Source organism: Endozoicomonas sp. G2_1, from assembly GCF_017744155.1.
In the GTDB taxonomy this organism is placed as follows: domain Bacteria; phylum Pseudomonadota; class Gammaproteobacteria; order Enterobacterales; family Alteromonadaceae; genus JAGHQT01.
This window is the reverse complement of record NZ_JAGHQT010000001.1, coordinates 319,095-336,790: the sequence shown is the minus strand read 5'-3', so window position 1 is coordinate 336,790 and position 17,696 is coordinate 319,095. Positions and strand designations below refer to the sequence as shown.

The 17,696-nt window shown below is 44.3% G+C and carries 16 protein-coding genes; 13 read left to right on the top strand and 3 right to left on the bottom strand.

Going from position 1 to position 17,696, the window contains the following annotated elements; translation table 11 throughout:
* Positions 1-4 precede the first annotated feature (4 nt).
* The 5 genes from folC (at position 5) to J7384_RS01485 (ending at position 5,337) form a co-directional block, all read left to right on the top strand.
* Complete coding sequence (folC, locus tag J7384_RS01505) at positions 5-1,297, top strand: bifunctional tetrahydrofolate synthase/dihydrofolate synthase (RefSeq protein WP_209110510.1); 1,293 nt, start codon at positions 5-7, stop codon at positions 1,295-1,297.
* Positions 1,298-1,392: 95 nt separating this feature from the next.
* Positions 1,393-2,055 carry an SPOR domain-containing protein gene (locus J7384_RS01500; RefSeq protein ID WP_209110508.1) on the top strand — a complete coding sequence of 221 codons (663 nt, stop codon included), beginning with the start codon at positions 1,393-1,395 and terminating at the stop codon, positions 2,053-2,055.
* Between the two features lie 94 nt (positions 2,056-2,149).
* Positions 2,150-2,632 (top strand): CvpA family protein, encoded by a 483-nt coding sequence (locus tag J7384_RS01495; RefSeq protein ID WP_209110507.1) that lies wholly within the window; start codon positions 2,150-2,152, stop codon positions 2,630-2,632.
* 36 nt (positions 2,633-2,668) lie between these two features.
* Positions 2,669-4,189, top strand: a complete 1,521-nt coding sequence (purF, locus tag J7384_RS01490) for an amidophosphoribosyltransferase (protein ID WP_209110505.1) — start codon at positions 2,669-2,671, stop codon at positions 4,187-4,189.
* A gap of 188 nt (positions 4,190-4,377) precedes the next feature.
* A complete protein-coding gene (locus J7384_RS01485) occupies positions 4,378-5,337 on the top strand; it encodes an alpha/beta hydrolase (protein WP_209110503.1) in 960 nt (319 codons plus the stop codon).
* 43 nt (positions 5,338-5,380) lie between these two features.
* Here the strand turns inward: J7384_RS01485 and J7384_RS01480 are convergent, their stop codons facing one another.
* Both J7384_RS01480 and J7384_RS01475 read right to left on the bottom strand, forming a co-directional pair.
* Complete coding sequence (locus J7384_RS01480) at positions 5,381-6,538, bottom strand: agmatine deiminase family protein (protein ID WP_209110501.1); 1,158 nt, start codon at positions 6,536-6,538, stop codon at positions 5,381-5,383.
* 23 nt (positions 6,539-6,561) lie between these two features.
* Positions 6,562-7,173 carry a PilZ domain-containing protein gene (locus J7384_RS01475; RefSeq protein WP_209110499.1) on the bottom strand — a complete coding sequence of 204 codons (612 nt, stop codon included), beginning with the start codon at positions 7,171-7,173 and terminating at the stop codon, positions 6,562-6,564.
* A 131-nt stretch (positions 7,174-7,304) separates the two neighbouring features.
* Between J7384_RS01475 and J7384_RS01470 the strand changes: the two genes are divergently transcribed.
* The 3 genes from J7384_RS01470 to lolE all read left to right on the top strand — a co-directional run bounded on the left by J7384_RS01470 (position 7,305) and on the right by lolE (position 10,624).
* On the top strand, positions 7,305-8,561 hold the full coding sequence (locus J7384_RS01470) for a lipoprotein-releasing ABC transporter permease subunit (protein WP_209110491.1): 1,257 nt from the start codon (positions 7,305-7,307) through the stop codon (positions 8,559-8,561).
* A gap of 74 nt (positions 8,562-8,635) precedes the next feature.
* Positions 8,636-9,325: a lipoprotein-releasing ABC transporter ATP-binding protein LolD gene (gene lolD / locus J7384_RS01465; RefSeq protein WP_209110489.1), complete on the top strand. Its 690-nt coding sequence runs from the start codon at positions 8,636-8,638 to the stop codon at positions 9,323-9,325.
* A complete protein-coding gene (gene lolE, locus J7384_RS01460) occupies positions 9,326-10,624 on the top strand; it encodes a lipoprotein-releasing ABC transporter permease subunit LolE (protein ID WP_209110487.1) in 1,299 nt (432 codons plus the stop codon). It begins immediately after the preceding gene.
* A gap of 1 nt (position 10,625) precedes the next feature.
* Here lolE and J7384_RS01455 read toward each other — a convergent pair whose 3' ends face one another.
* Entirely contained in the window at positions 10,626-11,138 is a 513-nt protein-coding gene (locus J7384_RS01455; RefSeq protein WP_209110485.1) for a DUF2062 domain-containing protein, read from the bottom strand.
* Between the two features lie 32 nt (positions 11,139-11,170).
* Here J7384_RS01455 and J7384_RS01450 point away from each other — a divergent pair, with 32 nt between their 5' ends.
* From J7384_RS01450 to kdsB, 5 genes are all read left to right on the top strand, one after another.
* Positions 11,171-13,675 carry a DNA internalization-related competence protein ComEC/Rec2 gene (locus J7384_RS01450; RefSeq protein WP_209110484.1) on the top strand — a complete coding sequence of 835 codons (2,505 nt, stop codon included), beginning with the start codon at positions 11,171-11,173 and terminating at the stop codon, positions 13,673-13,675.
* Between the two features lie 104 nt (positions 13,676-13,779).
* Entirely contained in the window at positions 13,780-15,528 is a 1,749-nt protein-coding gene (gene msbA / locus J7384_RS01445; protein ID WP_209110482.1) for a lipid A export permease/ATP-binding protein MsbA, read from the top strand.
* 15 nt (positions 15,529-15,543) lie between these two features.
* Entirely contained in the window at positions 15,544-16,602 is a 1,059-nt protein-coding gene (gene lpxK / locus J7384_RS01440) for a tetraacyldisaccharide 4'-kinase (protein ID WP_209110480.1), read from the top strand.
* 70 nt (positions 16,603-16,672) lie between these two features.
* On the top strand, positions 16,673-16,849 hold the full coding sequence (locus J7384_RS01435) for a Trm112 family protein (protein WP_209110478.1): 177 nt from the start codon (positions 16,673-16,675) through the stop codon (positions 16,847-16,849).
* 78 nt (positions 16,850-16,927) lie between these two features.
* A complete protein-coding gene (gene kdsB / locus J7384_RS01430; RefSeq protein WP_209110476.1) occupies positions 16,928-17,695 on the top strand; it encodes a 3-deoxy-manno-octulosonate cytidylyltransferase in 768 nt (255 codons plus the stop codon).
* Position 17,696: the final 1 nt, after the last annotated feature.

The following is a 17,696-nucleotide window of genomic DNA, read 5'->3' as shown; positions in this document are numbered from 1 at the left end:
TAATTTGAGTAGATTACCATCAAGCCATTGGTCAGAGCTAAATAGCTTAGACCAGTGGCTTTCTTATTTAGAACAGCTTCACAGCCAAGAAATTGACTTGGGTTTAGAACGGATATCGGCAGTCGCTGACAGGCTTAACATTAACCTAGATTTTGCCAAGGTGATTACTGTTGCTGGCACGAATGGCAAAGGGACCACTTGTGCTTTTGTTGAGCACGCGTTGCTTAGCCGAGGTCACAGTGTCGCAGTTTACTCGTCACCACATATCGAGGTATTTAATGAGCGCTTACGGCTAAATCGTGTAAATGTTAGCGACCAACCACTCATTGATGCCTTTATTAAAATAGAGCAAGCGCGCGCAGATATTTCGTTGACTTACTATGAATATACTACGCTGGCGGCTTTATTGGTGCTAATGATAGAGCGTCCTGAGTTTATTATTCTGGAAGTTGGCTTAGGTGGTCGTTTAGATGCGACCAATATGATCGACACTGACGTCGCGGTTTTGACGACAATTGATTTAGACCATCAAGCGTTTTTGGGCAACACGCGCGAGCTTATTGGTTTTGAAAAAGCAGGGATTATGCGCTCGGGTAAACCAGCCATTGTTGGCGACACTGAGGTGCCCAATAGCGTTATCGAGCACGGAAATAATATTGGTGCACAGTTGGTTGTTCGCAATCGCACATTTACCGTAACCACTTACGATGACAGCGATAGCTGGCAGTGGCAATTAGGACCACTTAGTTTAGCTGATTTACCGCCGACTAATATCCCTAGAGACAATGTTGCCACTGGTTTAGCAGTGCTTGCTAATCTCGGTTTGCCTTTGAGTGTTAGTGAAACGCGCCAATGGATTCTTGAAACCAAAGTTGCTGGTCGCACAGAGCTGTTTCCCGGACCGCCAGATGTGGTGTTAGACGTTGGCCATAACCCTCAAGCAGCACGTTACCTCGCCAGTTATTTGGCGGCAAAACTCGCTAATTCAAGCTATAAAAAAGTCTATGCTGTCGTTGCTATGCTTGCTGATAAAGACGTTGAGCAGACCTTAGCACCGCTAACCGATGTCGTTGAAGCCTGGTTTGTTTCTGAGTTAGATCTGCCAAGAGCCGCCGACAAAAGTCGTTTGCTCAACACGCTAAATGACTTAGGTCAGCAGGTAAATAGCTTTGACAATGTTAATATCGCCTATAAAATGGCAACACAAACAGCGGCTGAAGACGAGTTGGTTTTGGTATTTGGCTCATTTTTCACCGTTGCTGAAATTCGTCGTCGCCTCGTCGCTGATGTTGAATAAAACTATTAAATAAATGCGCGCATAAAAAGTCGTCTGCAAGCCAAACAACGCTTGTTTAGCGGCGAGATCATTGTTTTGACAAGTGGGAGTTTGAGTTGTCAACACCGTTTCAAAATCGTTTAGTCGGTACCGCGATTGTTGCCGCGGTTGCTATTATCTTTTTACCTGATTTACTCGATGGCAAAAAAGAGAAATATCAACAGCACTTTGCCGAAATCCCCCAACCACCAGAGTTAGCTCAGCGTCCGAGCTTAAAAACTCTGCCACAAGAGCGTATTGCCAAGCTCAAACCAGCCCCTTTGTCTGACGAACAAGCGCTTGACCAAGCTAGCGATTTCGAGCAACCAGCACTTCAACCTGAAGACAGAAATACTCAGACTAACGAAGTGACTCAGGTGACGGCGGCGATAAAAACAGCAAAAATCTCAGACGCTCAGAGCGCTGCGCAAAAAAGATCTAACTCAGATAATAAAGTTGTAAAGAAAAATCCACTGCCACCAAGAGCCAGTGCCCAACAGGCATGGGTTATTCAACTCGGCAGTTTTCGTCATCAACAAAATGTTGACCAGCTGCTTAAGGTTTTAAAAGCTAATGGCTACGTTGCTTTTACTAAGCCGATTAAAACAAGAAACGGCACCTTGACCAAGGTGTTTGTTGGCCCTGAGATTGTAAAGTCTAGCTTAGAGAAACAGCTACCAAAGCTTAAACAACTGACCAAAGTAAACGGAAAAATAGCCCGTTTTAGCCCTGCTAAATAGCCTTTACAAGTAATAGACTGGCGACAAAAAAGTAGCCTTTTATAAACTGCTTCTGATAGAATGCGCGCCTCTATTTAGTGAGAATGATCAGTTTATGGTTTGGATAGATTATGCCATTTTAGCGATTATCGGCATATCAACGTTAGTCAGTCTAATACGCGGTTTTGTCAAAGAAGCAGTATCTCTTGTCATCTGGATCAGTGCCTTCTTTATCGCGAGCAATTTTTACCTCAATCTATCGACATTACTCACCAATATATCCGACCAACTTCTGCGCAACGCTGCCGCCATCGGCATTTTATTTATTACCACGCTTATTCTCGGCGCCTTGATAAATTACATTATTGGTCAATTAGTCGCGAAAACCGGTTTATCGGGTACTGATCGCGTATTAGGTCTGGCATTTGGCGCTATTCGCGGCGTCTTAATTGTCAGTGCTTTGTTGTTTTTCACTGACGCCTTTACTCCAGCATCATCGGCGCATTGGTGGCAAAGTTCTCGTTTAATTCCAGAATTTACCTTGGTGATTGAGTGGTTTTTTGAATACCTCAAACAGTCATCAAGTTTTTTACGGTAAACAAGCAAATATTAAAGTTCGGCGGAGATTAGGTTCATGTGTGGTATTGTTGGCATTGTAGGTAAAACCCCTGTTAGCCAAGCGTTGTATGATGGTTTAACGGTATTACAGCATCGAGGACAAGATGCTGCTGGTATTGTCACTATTCACGACAATATGTTTAGGTTGCGCAAAGCAAATGGTTTAGTGAAAGACGTTTTTCACACTCGTCATATGCTGCGTTTGCAAGGCAATATTGGTATCGGTCACATCCGCTACCCAACCGCTGGTTCATCAAGCTCGTCAGAAGCACAGCCGTTTTACGCTAATTCACCGTTTGGCTTATCACTTGCCCACAATGGTAACCTAACCAATACTGAAGAGCTGAAAACTTGGCTCTACAACACTGCGCGTCGCCATGTAAACACGACTTCTGACTCAGAAGTGCTACTCAATATTCTAGCCCATGAGTTACAACACGCGGGCACACTCGATTTAACACCAGAGCATATTTTCTCGGCGATGGAAAACGTTCACCGTCGCGTTCGCGGCGGTTATGCAACCGTTGCTTTGATTATCGGTCAAGGCATGGTGGCATTTCGCGATCCAAATGGTATTCGTCCATTGGTTTTCGGCAAGCGCGAAACCGAGCAGGGCACTGAATACATGGTTGCTTCTGAGTCAGTGGCATTAGATGCCTGTGATTTTGAATTTGTCCGCGACGTAGCGCCAGGTGAAGCGATTTTCTTTAGCTTAGATGGCAAAATTCACAGCAAGCAATGTGCTGAGCATCCAGCAAATCGCCCGTGTATTTTTGAATTTGTTTACTTTGCCCGCCCAGACTCAACAATCGACAAAATGTCGGTTTACGCTTCACGCGTTGAAATGGGCAGAAAGCTCGGCGCTAAAATCGCAGACGAGTGGGAAGATTTAGACATTGATGTAGTAATTCCAATTCCTGAAACATCCAACGATATCGCCTTGCAAATAGCTCAGCAGCTTGAGATACCATACCGTCAAGGCTTTGTTAAAAACCGCTACATTGGCCGCACCTTTATTATGCCGGGCCAAGAAATGCGCAAAAAATCAGTGCGCCGCAAGTTAAATGCAATCGGTGCGGAATTTAAAGATAAAAACGTGTTATTGGTCGATGACTCAATTGTTCGCGGTACGACTTCAGAGCAAATTATTGAAATGGCTCGTGCTGCTGGTGCCAGAAAAGTGTATTTCGCGTCAGCGGCACCTGAAATTCGCTTCCCGAACGTTTACGGTATTGACATGCCAAGCGCTAATGAGTTGATTGCTCACGGTCGTGATTTAGACGATATTTGTGAATTGATTGGCGCGGATAAACTGATTTATCAATCAATTGACGATTTGGTCTCTGCGGTAAGCACGGGCAATACCGATATTAAAACCTTTGAAACTTCTGTGTTTGACGGTAACTATATCACCAATGACATCGATCAAGGTTACCTTGAAAAACTCGATGCCGCTCGCAATAACGAGAGCAAAGAAAAAACCGATAAAAACGCTGAGTCGATTATCGACCTGCACAATGAAGACGGCGACAGCTAATTTTATTTAGATGAGTTGTTCCGTTTAGGGCGCCACGAGCGCCCTTTTTTATTGTCGTAGTAGGAGAGCAATGAAAAGCGAGTGGTAGAGCTAGTCAGTGTTTTTACTATAATGAGCTAATATTTGACAGCCTGTCAGTTTGTTTAGTATTTTTACTCCAATTGATTGTTTAACTCTTCGAGGATGACGTGGCCTTAACCGAACTTTCTCAGTGGCATTATCAAACCAGCTATGGCTACCGGATTCACGGTTACCAACGACCATCAGTTGCTGAGCAAAGCTCACCTAGCGATGATGGCGGCGAGTTGATGAGCCACGCCCAAAAGCCTCGTATTCACTTTTTGCACGGTAACGGTTTCTCCGCTTTAACCTTAGCGGCGATGGCAGCTCAGTTGCCTGAAGATTGGCCATTGTGGCTGACTAATGTCCCCGGTCATGGCTTATCTGAACAGCCCAATCATCGCTGGCCAGATTGGCATGAAATGGCGTTTGCTGTTGCCCAGACCATAGCCGAACAAACTCAGGTAGCCGAGCAGGGGCCCGTGATTGGCGTTGGTCACTCGCTCGGAGGAATTTTAACGCTGCTGGCCGCCGCCGACCACCCTGAGTACTTCGAGCACGTGATTTTACTCGACCCACCTATGTATAAGCACTCATTTATTCTCGGCCATCGAATATTGCGAAAGACGCGAATACTACAAAATTCAAAATTTATTAAAGCGGTGCAAAGACGCCGTAGCCATTGGCCTGACTCTGAAGCAATGGCAAAAGACTTATCGAAAAAAGCGCTATATAAAGATTGGCATCCGCAAGTGATGCAGGACTTTATCAACAGTGCAACCAATAAAAGTGAGCAGAACAACGGCTTGTCGTTAGCGTGTTCACCACATTGGGAAGCGGGTATTTTTAGCTCTTACCCGAGTAAACTTTGGCAAAAGATCAAGAAGGTGCAAGTACCGGTTGATATTTTAACCGCTGATAACAGCTATAGCTTTATTCGCCCAGCGGTGACCAAAGCGGCTCGGTTAAACAGCCATATTCGCCAACACAAATTTGGTCAAAGTCACTGTTTTCCAATGGAGCAGCCGGTTGAGGCAGGTAAATTTTTACACAAGTTATTACTTGCGGCAGATCATAGTAAAGGTTGATAACAAGGCCACGCTCTAAATTATGAGGCTTGTTGTCCTATCATCAAGCTATCGCTGATAGCTCTACTTGAGCGGGAACTTGCATGGTTAAGCAGTGTAAGCTGCCAAACTGTTCAATAATCGGCAAGCAGTTAATGCCAACGATTTTTCTGTCAGGGTAAGCTTTAGCTATTTGCGCTAGTGCTATTGAGTCTTTCGCATCTTGGTAAGTTGGCACTAATACCGCGTTATTTATGATCAAATAGTTAGCATAAGTCGCCGGTAAGCGTTCGCTGTCTTGATTGTATTTGGCACTTGGCCAAGGCAGTGGAATAAGCTCAAAGGGCTGACCACTAGATGTGGTGAAGTTGGCTAGCTGTTGCTCCATTTGCTCAAGCGCCTCGAAATGGCTGTCGTTAGCATCATCACATTTGACGTACACCAGACGATTATCAGGTGCGAAACGGCACAGTGTGTCGATATGAGCATCGGTGTCATCACCCTCTAGTTCACCGTGGTCGAGCCATAAGACTTTCTTCGCCGTAAACCACTTTTTGAGTAAGGCATCGATTGCCATTTTGTCAAAACTCGGATTGCGGTTTGGGTTGAGCAGACAAGCACTAGTGGTCAAAATATGGCCGCAGCCATCACTTTCTATAGCGCCACCTTCTAAAACAAAATCAAGTGTTGCCAATACACTTGTTTGCAGCAAGCCTTGAGCGCTTAATTGATGATAAAGCGCTAGGTTAATGGCGTTGTCTTGCTTGGCTGCAAACTTATTGCCCCAGCCGTTAAAGGTAAAATTGAGTAACTTGCTCTTTGGCGCTTTGTCGGTGTCATTAACCTCGTTACCGTCTCGGCATGTTGACTCGATTAGCGTTATCGGCCCGTGATCCCTTGCCCAAGTATCGTCAGTGTTAGCAATGACACAATGTACTTGTTCCAGTGCTACGTTAGCGGCAGTCAAGAGCTGACAGATATGGTGTTTTAGTGCATGGTTATCAGCAACAATAATCAATTGCTGTTGTTGACAAATAGCTTTGCTAATCTCGATAAATACCGGTTCAACGCGGTCGAGTATTGAACCCCAGTCGGTGTTTTGGTGCGGCCAAGTGATAATAACTGCAGATTGTGGTGCCCATTCTGCGGGTAAAAAATAGTTTGCACAGTTGTTTGCAACGTGGTTTGCACAGTTATTTGAGCATTTGTTTACATTAGTCATCTTAAAAACTGTGGGGCTACTGTTTAGTCTTTTTGTGCTGCTTGATTGCGCTGTTTTGACAGAGCTTGTAATTGTTTTGATTGTTGGTGCAAGCTGGTACGCACCAGTTGTTCGCGGTCGGCTTCTCTTATTTGTTCAAAAATGACTTTATAGTTGCAGCCATCGTTTGACTGCTCAGTAATCTCTACAATTTCACCTAAGCAATATACCGCACAATTATCTTCAAGTAAGAAGATTTTCAAAATTAACTGCTCGCCGAGACTAAACGTTTGTTGGCTATTGAAAATAACGCCGCCGCCGCCAAATTGAACGCCGGTAAAACGGTTTTCTGGTTGGTCTTGTTGACTGAGAATATAGCCCACTAACATGTCTATTTTACTGGCTTGGTGCTGTAAATACTCCACCAGTTGGCCGGCACTATTACTCAAACCCTGCAAGGGCCTGAGGGCGGCTTGATCAATGCTGAGCATATCACCAGCCATCTTAAATGGCAGCGGGATTGAGTCGACAAAACCTTGATAATCAATATTGTGATCTGGCGCCAGTCGTTCAATATTGACATTAAATTTATGCTTGATGGAAAAGAACTCATCAAATTGCATCAGTTTGTCGTTTTCTGGTAAATCTGTCGTCATTGGCGCTCACTGCACTTTTATCTAATGTTAGATGTTTAATGTCAGAAATATAACACTATTTTGCTTCAAGGCTGAACTTTGATTTGCTATGCTAACTCGGATTTTCCCCGAGCAGAGATTTATTTCCGTTAATGCTGCAACCTATCAGTTTTTTTATCGGCTACCGTTATAGCCGAAGCCGCAGTCGATCTGGCTTTGTTTCTTTTATTACCTTTTTTTCGATAGCTGGAATTTTACTTGGCGTTGCCGCTCTAATCACGGTAGTTTCGGTGATGAATGGCTTTGAAAGCGAGCTAAAAAAACGGATTTTGGGGTTGGTGCCACATGTAATCGTTAGTCAATCACCATCTGTTGATCCCGATAACAAAAGACAAGACAACTTTGCCGATTGGCCGAGCTCGGCTAAACAGCTCAGTGATTATCAAGGGGTTGCTAACGTTAGTCCAATGCAGAGTGCAGAAGCCTTAATCCAATCGCCTTCCGGCCTAAAAGGGGTTTTGATGCAAGGGGTTATTCCCGAATACGAGCGCGATACAATTGCCGCGCAAAATATGGTGCTTGGCAGTTTTGAGAGTTTGGCGCATCAACCGTATTTTGTCGTACTCGGGCAGGCGTTGGCCAATAACTTAAAAGTCAGCTTGGGCGATCAGGTTCGACTTGTGTTGCCAAACAAGACTGTTTTTACGCCGATGGGCCGAGTGCCAGTACAGCGCAACTTTGTTGTTGGCGGCATTTTTAACGTCGGCTCTCAAGTTGATGACGGCTTGATTTACGTGCACGCCAAGTACGGCGCCAAATTATTGCGCCGCAAAAACGATGGTATAGGTCAGCTCAAGATAACCTTGGATGACGCTTTTGCCGCCGAAGACTTTGCTCAAATCCTCAACGCTGAGTTGCCAAACACAACGGTAACCACTTGGCAAACGAGTCAAGGGGCGTTGTTCTCTGCGGTTAAAATGGAAAAGAATATGATGTGGTTGATGCTTAGCTTAATCGTTGCCGTTGCCGCCTTTAATATTGTCTCAGCCTTAGTCATGGTCGTGATCGACAAGCAAGGGGAAATTGGTATTTTGCAAACCTTGGGCCTCAGCCGTACGGGTGTGTTAAAAATTTTTATCAGCCAAGGCATGATAAACGGTATTTGGGGCACAGTACTCGGCACTGCTCTCGGGCTCATTCTTACCCTGACACTAAATGATTTGCTAGCAGTTTTAGGTGTCAACCTATTGGGGAATGGCTATGTTAGCCAAGCGTTGCCGATCGAACTTGTTACCCAACACGTTGTGGTAATTGTTGTTGGCGCATTGGCAATGTCATTGTTGGCAACCTTGTATCCGGCTTATCGCGCGGCTCAAACCCAACCAGCCGAAGTACTGCGCAATGAGTAAGTCGCAGTACAGCTATTAGCTAGCGATAAATTTAACCGATAAAAAACACGTTGAAATAGAACGAGTAGAGCAGCATGAACAAAGTACTTGAATGCCTAAACTTAACCAAGGTTTACCAGCAAGGTCAAGAAAGCACGAAAGTGTTAAACAATTTAAACCTTTGCGTTGAAGAGGGCGAATTAGTCGCTATTGTTGGTCGCTCTGGTTGTGGTAAGAGTACCTTTTTACACTTAGCAGGTGCGCTCGATCTGCCAAGTTCAGGCCAAGTGAAAATTAACGATGTCGATATCCATCAGTTGAAAGAGCGAGAAAAAGCGGCATTTCGCAATCAAAATATCGGTTTTATTTATCAGTTCCACCATTTGATGATGGAGTTTTCAGCACAAGAGAATGTTGCTATGCCGTTGATGATTCGCGGTGATAAAGCAAAATCAGCAATGGCGAAAGCAAAGCAGATGCTCGAAAAAGTCGGCTTATCACATCGTTTACATCACCGCCCGTCAGAGCTTTCCGGCGGTGAACGTCAGCGGGTTGCCATTGCCCGAGCGTTAGTGACTGAACCTGCGTTAGTATTGGCCGATGAACCAACTGGTAATCTTGACTTTGATACCGCAGAGCAAATTTATCAGCTGTTGATTGAGCTCAATGCCAGCCTCAACATAAGCTTTGTGATTGTTACTCATGATCTGTCATTAGCGGCAAAAATGGATCGTCAACTGGCGCTCGACCACGGTCAGTTAGTCACTTCGGTGGAGCACGCATAAATGGCTAAGCAAGCGGCGGTTTATCGACCAATGAGTTTGTTTTTGGCGCTGCGCTATTTGGTTAGCCGACAAAAACGCGGGTTTGCCGCGTTTATTTCAGCCTCGTCGACACTGGGGATTGCGCTTGGTGTCATGGTGTTGATTCTGGTGTTATCGGCAATGAATGGTTTTGAGCGCGAACTAGCGCAGCGTTTGTTGTCGGTTGTTGCACACGGTGAGTTGATTAGTGTCAATCAGCCAATTGACAATTGGCGCACCGCTGTAGATAAAGTTGAACAGCAGGAGCATGTCACTGGCGCTGCGCCATTTATTAAAATTCCCGGCATGATGCAAAAGTCTAATGCCCTTAAGGCAGTAGAGTTTCGCGGCGTTGATCTGGCCTTAGAACAAAAAGTCTCTACTATCACAGAATACCTAGTGGAAGGAGACTGGCAAACATTAGCCAATAACAATAGTGTTGTTATTGGCAGTGGTGTTGCCAAAAAGCTCGGTGTCGGTGTTGGTGACAAAGTTCAGTTATTATTGCCACAGCAGCGGGCTAATGTGGGAAGTATTGGTGCTGGTCAACAGGGGCTGTCAGGGCGCTTTCCTGCACCTAAAGTGCGACACGTGACTATTGCAGCCATTTTTAAATTTGGCGGCACCATCGACGATACGCTCGCCTATATTTCTTTGGAACAGGCGACAGATATTCAGGGGTACCGCAAAGATCAAGTTGAAGGTATCCGACTGCAGGTTGATCAAGTATTTGCCGCGCAAAACATCGTTAGGCAAGTCGCCTACAGCTTTGATCACTATGTTTATATTCACGACTGGACCCGCACTGAAGGTCACCTGTTCAATGATATTCAATTAGTGCGAACCGTCATGTTTGTTGTCTTGATACTGGTTATCGCCGTTGCCAGCTTTAACATTGTCTCAACCTTGATTATGGTGGTGAATGAGAAGCAAGGCGATATCGCCATATTAAAAACCATGGGCGCGAGTAATGGTTTAGTGATGATGACCTTTGTTTTACAAGGTCTGGCTAATGGTATTGTCGGAGTTGTTTTAGGCGGAACACTGGGTGTCTATTTAGCCAACAATTTGACGGCATTAATTAGCGCAATAGAGCAGAGTGTTGGTGTTCAGTTTTTATCGGGCGATGTCTATTTTATTAATTACCTGCCATCGCACCTCATTTGGTCAGATGTTTATATCACAGTCAGCGTCGCTATGGTGATGAGCTTACTGGCAACTTTTTATCCGGCATGGCGGGCAACTAAGGTTGAACCAGCACAGGTACTCGGTCAGCTTTAAATCAGCGACTAAGCTGGCGTTTTTTCCAAGCGCTGCTCACCGAGTAGCGCCACAACCCTTGGATAAAACAGTAACCCAATATTGAAAATAGCACCGCCAACACGCCACAACCCAACAAAAATGCCGGGCCAATATTGGCCAAGCTATCAACCACCCACTGCCAACTAGCTTCAAACTCAAAAGCCTGTTCAGGCTCGTTTAAAATCCAAGTACCTACAAGATAACAAAAATAAAAAATTGCCGGCATAGTCAAAGGGTTAGTAATCCAAACTAAGGCAATCGAAAGCGGTAAGTTAGCGTGTACTATAATTGCAATAGCAGCGGCTAGTACCATTTGAAATGGCACTGGCACAAACGCGAAAAATAAACCAACAGCGAATGCTTTTGCAATAGAACGACGATTCAAGTGCCAAAGATTTGGATTGTGGAGTAAATCGCCAAAAATCTGCAAATGCTTATGACTTTTGATTTTTTGGTGATCTGGCATAAAGCGCTTAAAGGTTTTCTTAGGCATTGAGATACTTCTAGTCGAGGATAGACAACCACATGGAACGTTGGCTACTTACTTTCTTCTTAGGTGCTATATTGTCACTATTTTTGCCAATAGTGCCAGATCTTTTTTATGTCATTTCGGTGACTAGCGTTGGTATCGTGTTGTCGCTATTTACTATAACTCGCCTCTTTGCCGCGTTGTTATTAGGTATCGCGGTGGTGATTAACGCGGCGGCAAATTTGACCACTGTTCTACCAGAGATAGAGTCACAATACGGTTTGAACATGACCAAGCCGGTTGTTGTCGTTGGCGAAATCTTAACCATACCTTCTGTAGATGAACACGGTAGCCGTTTTAATTTTCGTATTATTCAAATAGAACAGCGTGCGTTGGATAACACCTTTGATGTCCGTTTGCGATGGTACAACCCTTGTCGTCAGTTTGTCAGCGTTGATGAGGGTAATCATAAAAGAGCTGATTTATCGCCTGAGTCGCTGCCCGCTAGCTGTCAAAAGAGCTATCAGCAAGCTAAGCAAGGGCAAAAATGGTTGTTCAAAATAAAAATTAAGCCCAGTCACGGTTTCGCTAATAGCGGCGGTTTTAGTTATCAAACTTGGTTGAAACGCCACCAATTGGTGGCGACTGGCTATGTGGTGAATGAATTGGCTGAGCCGGTAAGTTTATCGACCAGTGCTCGGCAAAGTTGGTATCAAGATGTCAAATTACTGCTACCTGAAGGCGAACTATCTGGGCTGTTGCTGGCGCTAACCTTTGGTGAACGCACCGATATATCACCTGAAATTTGGCACGTGTTGACCCTAACGGGCACTCAGCATCTGATTGCGATTTCAGGGTTACATATTGGTTTAATTGCCGGTTTTAGCTATTTTTTGATGTCACTTTCACTTAGATACTTGCCTTATCAAAAACTCTTGTCACCGGCTCATATCTTGAGTTTAGTTTGCGTAAATAGACAATATTTTGCCATCGTTTTTTCGATGTTTTGTGCACTGTTTTATGCTTATCTAGCCGGTTTTGCACTGCCGACTCAGCGCGCGTTAATCATGCTTAGTTTGTATTGGGGCAGTCGCTGTTTTGCTATTCACCTATCGTTAACGCGTTTGTTATTATTGACCGTTTTTATTGTCCTGCTGCTGATGCCACTCAGTATTGTCAGTGCAAGTTTTTGGCTTTCGTTTAGTGCAGTTAGCGTAATATTTTTTGTTTTTTGGCAATTTCGCGAATTCGTTGCCAATAAACCTGCATGGCTGCGTTATCTCGCAAGTTTGTTACTGATTCAAGTCGCGTTGTCTTTGGTGATGTTGCCGATATCAGTGTTGCTGTCTGGCCATATTTACCCATTGGCATTGGTTGCCAATATGGTTGCGGTACCTTGGATGAGTTTTACCAGTATTCCGCTGTCGCTCGCTGGCGCGGTTGCGAGCTTGTTTTCTGAAACGCTAGCGAAGAGGCTGTTAGGGTTAGCAAATACTTCTATTGAGCTGTTGTGGCAATGGTTAACTTACTTGGCAGAGTTTGACTTTGCTTCGATAACCATGAATGCACCAATCTTAACGATATTAGTTATCTTAATATTACTGTACTTTCTTAAATGTGTTTTGCCGATAAACAATGCTATTAAACAAAGAACTCCAAGCGCTAAGCGTTTTGTTAAACGGTTGGGTTTCAGCAGTTCAGCAAAACTCACAGCAATTAGTGCAACCTTTTTGGTTTTGACTGCTGGGGTTTCAACTTATATCGCCTTAGTTCAAGACTCAAAACGCGCTGGTGCTGATAGCGAAGCTGCCAATTGGTCGGTGACGACGCTTGATGTCGGGCAGGGCTTAGCTATTGTCATCGAACAAGGTCAACAAGCAATACTTTACGATACGGGTGCTAGCTACGTCAGCGGTTTTAATCTTGCCGAAGCGGTGGTTGAGCCATATTTACTGAGTAGGGGCATCAATCATTTAGATTTGCTGATTTTGAGTCATAGCGATAATGATCACGCCGGTGGTTATGATTATTTGAAGAAAACCTTCGCAATTAAACAAGTTATTGCAAACCATATAAATTACGCCCAGCCTTGTTTGGCAGGAACTGAACTTGAGTGGCAGCAGTTAACCTTGTCAGTGCTGTCACCAGAGCAGCTGATCGGGCAAGACAATGACGACTCTTGTGTTGTCATGATTTCTGATGGCAAATTCAAATTACTGTTACCCGGTGATATATCGCGAAAAATTGAATATCAGCTGGTGGCAAACCAAGGATTTCAGCCTTTGGTGGCAGATCTCTTGATCGCTCCACATCACGGTTCAAAGACTTCATCGAGTGAAGCTTTTATCAGTGCAGTTCAGCCAGAGCTTGCCATTTTTAGTACTGGATTTCAAAACCGTTGGCAGATGCCGAATAAAGCCGTGACCAGTCGCTATCAAGCGGCTCATATCAAAACCCTCAATACAGCTCAAGCTGGTATGATACGAGTTGAATTTGGTCAGTCGACCATGAAAGTTCAAGAACATCGCCGTGACCTTTGGCCCTATTGGTTTGCAAATTAACCATTACTCTTTTTAATCTTCCTTAAACTCTGATCAGATAGATTTGGTTACCAGCGATTTTAGCGCTAAAATAGCCGAGTATTTTTTCTTGTTCTGGATGATAAATGTCTGACTCTTCATCTGCTTCAACGTGGCAGAATTTTCTTCGCTTAATGACCTACAGTAAACCTTATCGCATTGGTTTTGTTTTTGCGGTGATTGGTATGCTTGGTTACGCCGCCGTTGATACTTTTGTTTTTGCCCAATTACAGCCGTTAATTGATGTTGGTCTGACGGGCAAAAGTCCAGATTTTATGAAGTGGGCGCCGATTTTTATTGTCGTGATGTTTTTGTTGCGCGGTATTTGTCATTTTGTCGGTAACTACTGCCTAGCTTGGGTTGGTAACAATGTTGTCGCCGATCTGCGACTGCAACTATTCCAGCATATTATTAATTTACCAGTCAGTTTTCACGACCAACAATCAACTGGCACCCTGATTTCCAAATTAACCTACGACACTGAGCAAGTATTAACCGCGACCAGTAAAGCGCTATTGACCTTGGTCCAGCAAGGGGCGTTTGTTACCGGTTTATTGGTAGTGATGTTCTATAACAGTTGGCAACTGTCGTTGATTTTTTTAGTGATTACGCCAGTAATTGCAGTCATGGTCACTATGGTGTCAAAGCGGTTTCGCAAGGTCAGCCAAGGTATTCAAAACTCTATGGGCGAGGTGACCAGTGCCGCTGAGCAAACCTTCAATGGCCAAAAAGTGGTGTTGACCTTTGGCGGCCAAACGCGTGAAACTGAGCGCTTTGCGGGTATCAATAACAACAGTCGTCGCCAGCGGATGAAAATGGTGACGGTACAAACGTTAAGCGTGCCTGTGATTCAAATTATTGCTTCGTTCGCGTTGGCGTTTGTTTTATATGTCGCCAATATGGATACTATGCGTGAGCAGTTAACACCGGGAATTTTTACCGCAGTATTAACCTGTATGGTGATGTTGTTGCGACCACTTAAATTACTGACTACGGTAAACAGCGAATTTCAGCGCGGGATGGCGGCGAGTGTTAGTATTTTTAAAGTGATTGATGAACATACCGAACCAGATACTGGTTTACAAAAAATTGACCGAGCTAAGGGCAATTTGAGTTTTGAAAATGTTGATTTTGCTTATCAAAACGAAAAAGAGTTAGCATTAAAATCACTGAATTTTGAGGCCAAAGCCGGTCAAACCATTGCATTTGTCGGTAGCTCAGGCAGTGGTAAATCAACAGCCACCAGTTTAATGCTCAGGTTTTATCAGGCAACTGGCGGTAAAGTATTGCTCGACGGTCACGATATCAACGATTATGTCTTGGCAGATGTGCGCAAGCAGTTTGCTTATGTTTCTCAGCAGGTTGTTTTATTTCACGACACTATTGCCAATAATATTGCTTATGGCAAACCTGATGCAACGCCAGAGCAAATTTACCAAGCCGCCAAAAGTGCCTATGTCTTGGAGTTTGCCGAGAGTATGCCGCAAGGGCTCGATACCAATATCGGCGAAAATGGCGGACTGCTCTCAGGTGGGCAACGTCAACGGGTTGCCATTGCCAGAGCATTGTTGTGTGATTCGCCATTCTTGATTTTAGATGAAGCGACCAGTGCACTAGACACTGAGTCTGAACGACATATTCAAGATGCACTGCAATTGTTACAACAAAACCGCACTTGCTTTGTTATTGCGCACCGTTTGTCGACTATTGAAAATGCCGACACTATTTTAGTGATGCAAAACGGCGAGTTGGTTGAACAAGGCAATCATCAAGAGTTAATGGAGCAACAGGGTAAATATGCTCAGTTGCACAATATTCACTTTGGCGATAACTAGGTTCGGTGGCACGTCATGCGGTTGATTGAGCGAGTCTGGTTTTATCGGGACAATGCCCGTTATTGGCTGGTGCCTTTATTGTTGCCGCTAACCTTAATCTTCGCCTTGTTAACTCGTTTTAGGCGTTGGTGTTACCGCATCGGCTTAAAAAAAACACAGCAACTTAGCGAACCCGTTATTGTTGTTGGTAATATTGGTGTCGGTGGCAATGGCAAAACACCGGTGACCTTGTCATTAATTGAATTAGCAAAGCAATGCGGCTATCGCCCTGGCGTGATCAGCCGTGGTTATGGCGGCAAAGCGCCACATTATCCTTATCTACTGACGAGCGAGAGTACAGCTGTAGAGTCAGGGGACGAATCTTATTTAATTTATCAGCGGGCACAAGTGCCTGTTTGCGTTGGTTCTGACCGTATTGCCGCAGGTAATAAGCTGATTGAACTGGGCTGTAATTTGATTATTGCTGATGACGGTTTGCAACATTACCGTTTAGCCCGTCAGTGTGAGCTTATCGTCGTTGATGCTAAACGCATGTTGGGCAATGGTTTATTGCTGCCAGCAGGCCCGTTACGGGAAGGTAAAGCGCGCTTGCAAAAAGCTGATTTAGTGATTTTTAATGGCGTTGAAACACTAGCCACTGAGCAATTAAATTTGCTCAATAGTGTCGATGGTCGTTATTTGCTTGAACGCACAATTACCATGCGCTTAGCGGCCACTAAAGTGGTTAACTTAGCGTCGAAGCAGGTAATGAGCGTTAGCGAATTTACTAAACGTTTTTCATCGGTTAATGCCATTGCAGGTATTGGTGACCCTGCTCGTTTTTTCACGACCTTGACTACAATTGGTCTGGATTGCCAGCACAGCCGTGGCTTTGTTGATCATCATCACTTTCAGGCCAGTGATTTTGCCGATTACGATGACAATATACCGCTGTTAATGACTGAAAAAGACGCGGTTAAATGTCAGGGTTTTGCTAAAGACAATTATTGGTATTTGACGGTGGATGCTGACTTTGAGCCATCTGCGCAAGAAAAATTAACGTCACTATTGGTTAAACTAAATATCGGAAAGTAATGATTAGATAATCCGAGTTTAATATTAGTAATAAATTAACGTAAATAAAGAATACAAAAGAGAGTAAATCATGGCTTTTGACGTAAAATTAATGGAAATTTTGGCTTGTCCTGTTTGTAAGGGAAAGCTTGACCTAGACAAAGAAAATCAGCAGCTTGTTTGTAAGTTTGATCGCGTGGCATACCCCATTGAGCAAGACATTCCGGTACTGTTAGAAACCGAAGCCAAACCAATTGAACTCGACTAGTCGCACCGAGTTTCTAAACCAAATTGCTAGCAAAAACCTAAACCTTAAACCCTCAACCAATATAATCAGAGAATAAATATGTCTTTTGTTGTTGTCGTTCCCGCTCGTTATGAGTCTTCTCGTTTACCCGGTAAGGTGTTAGCCGATATTGACGGTAAGCCGATGATTCAATGGGTTGTCGAAAAAGCTAACTTAAGTGGTGCCAGCCAAGTTATTGTGGCGACCGACAATGAGCAAGTTGCCAGTGTCGTTGAAGGTTTTGGTGGTGAAGTTTGTCGCACTCGTGCTGATCATCAGTCTGGCACCGAGCGCTTGGCTGAAGTGATGGAAAAGTATCAGTTTGACCCGCAGCAAGTGATTGTTAATGTCCAAGGGGACGAACCGTTTATTCCGCCAGCCAATATCAAGCAAGTTGCTGAAAACCTAGCTAATCAGCAGCAGGCCAGAATGGCAACACTGGCGTATAAAATTAACGATGTTGAAGAAGCTTTTAACCCAAATGCAGTCAAAGTCGTGTGCGACCAAGCAGGCTACGCCCTTTACTTCTCTAGAGCGACCATGCCTTATGATCGAGATCGCTTTTTAGGACAGACGCAAGTCGATGAAATTGGCGATTTTTATTTGCGTCACATTGGTATTTACGCCTATCGCGCTGGCTTTATTAAAGATTACGTCAGTTGGCCAGCCAGTGAACTGGAAAAAGTCGAGTCTTTAGAACAGTTAAGAGTACTTTGGCAAGGTGAGAAAATCCACGTAGCTGTGGCTTCTAGCAAGTTGCCAGTAGAAGGGGTTGATACCCCTGAAGACTTGGCAAAAGCTCGTGCGTACGCAGAAAGTATTAAATAAT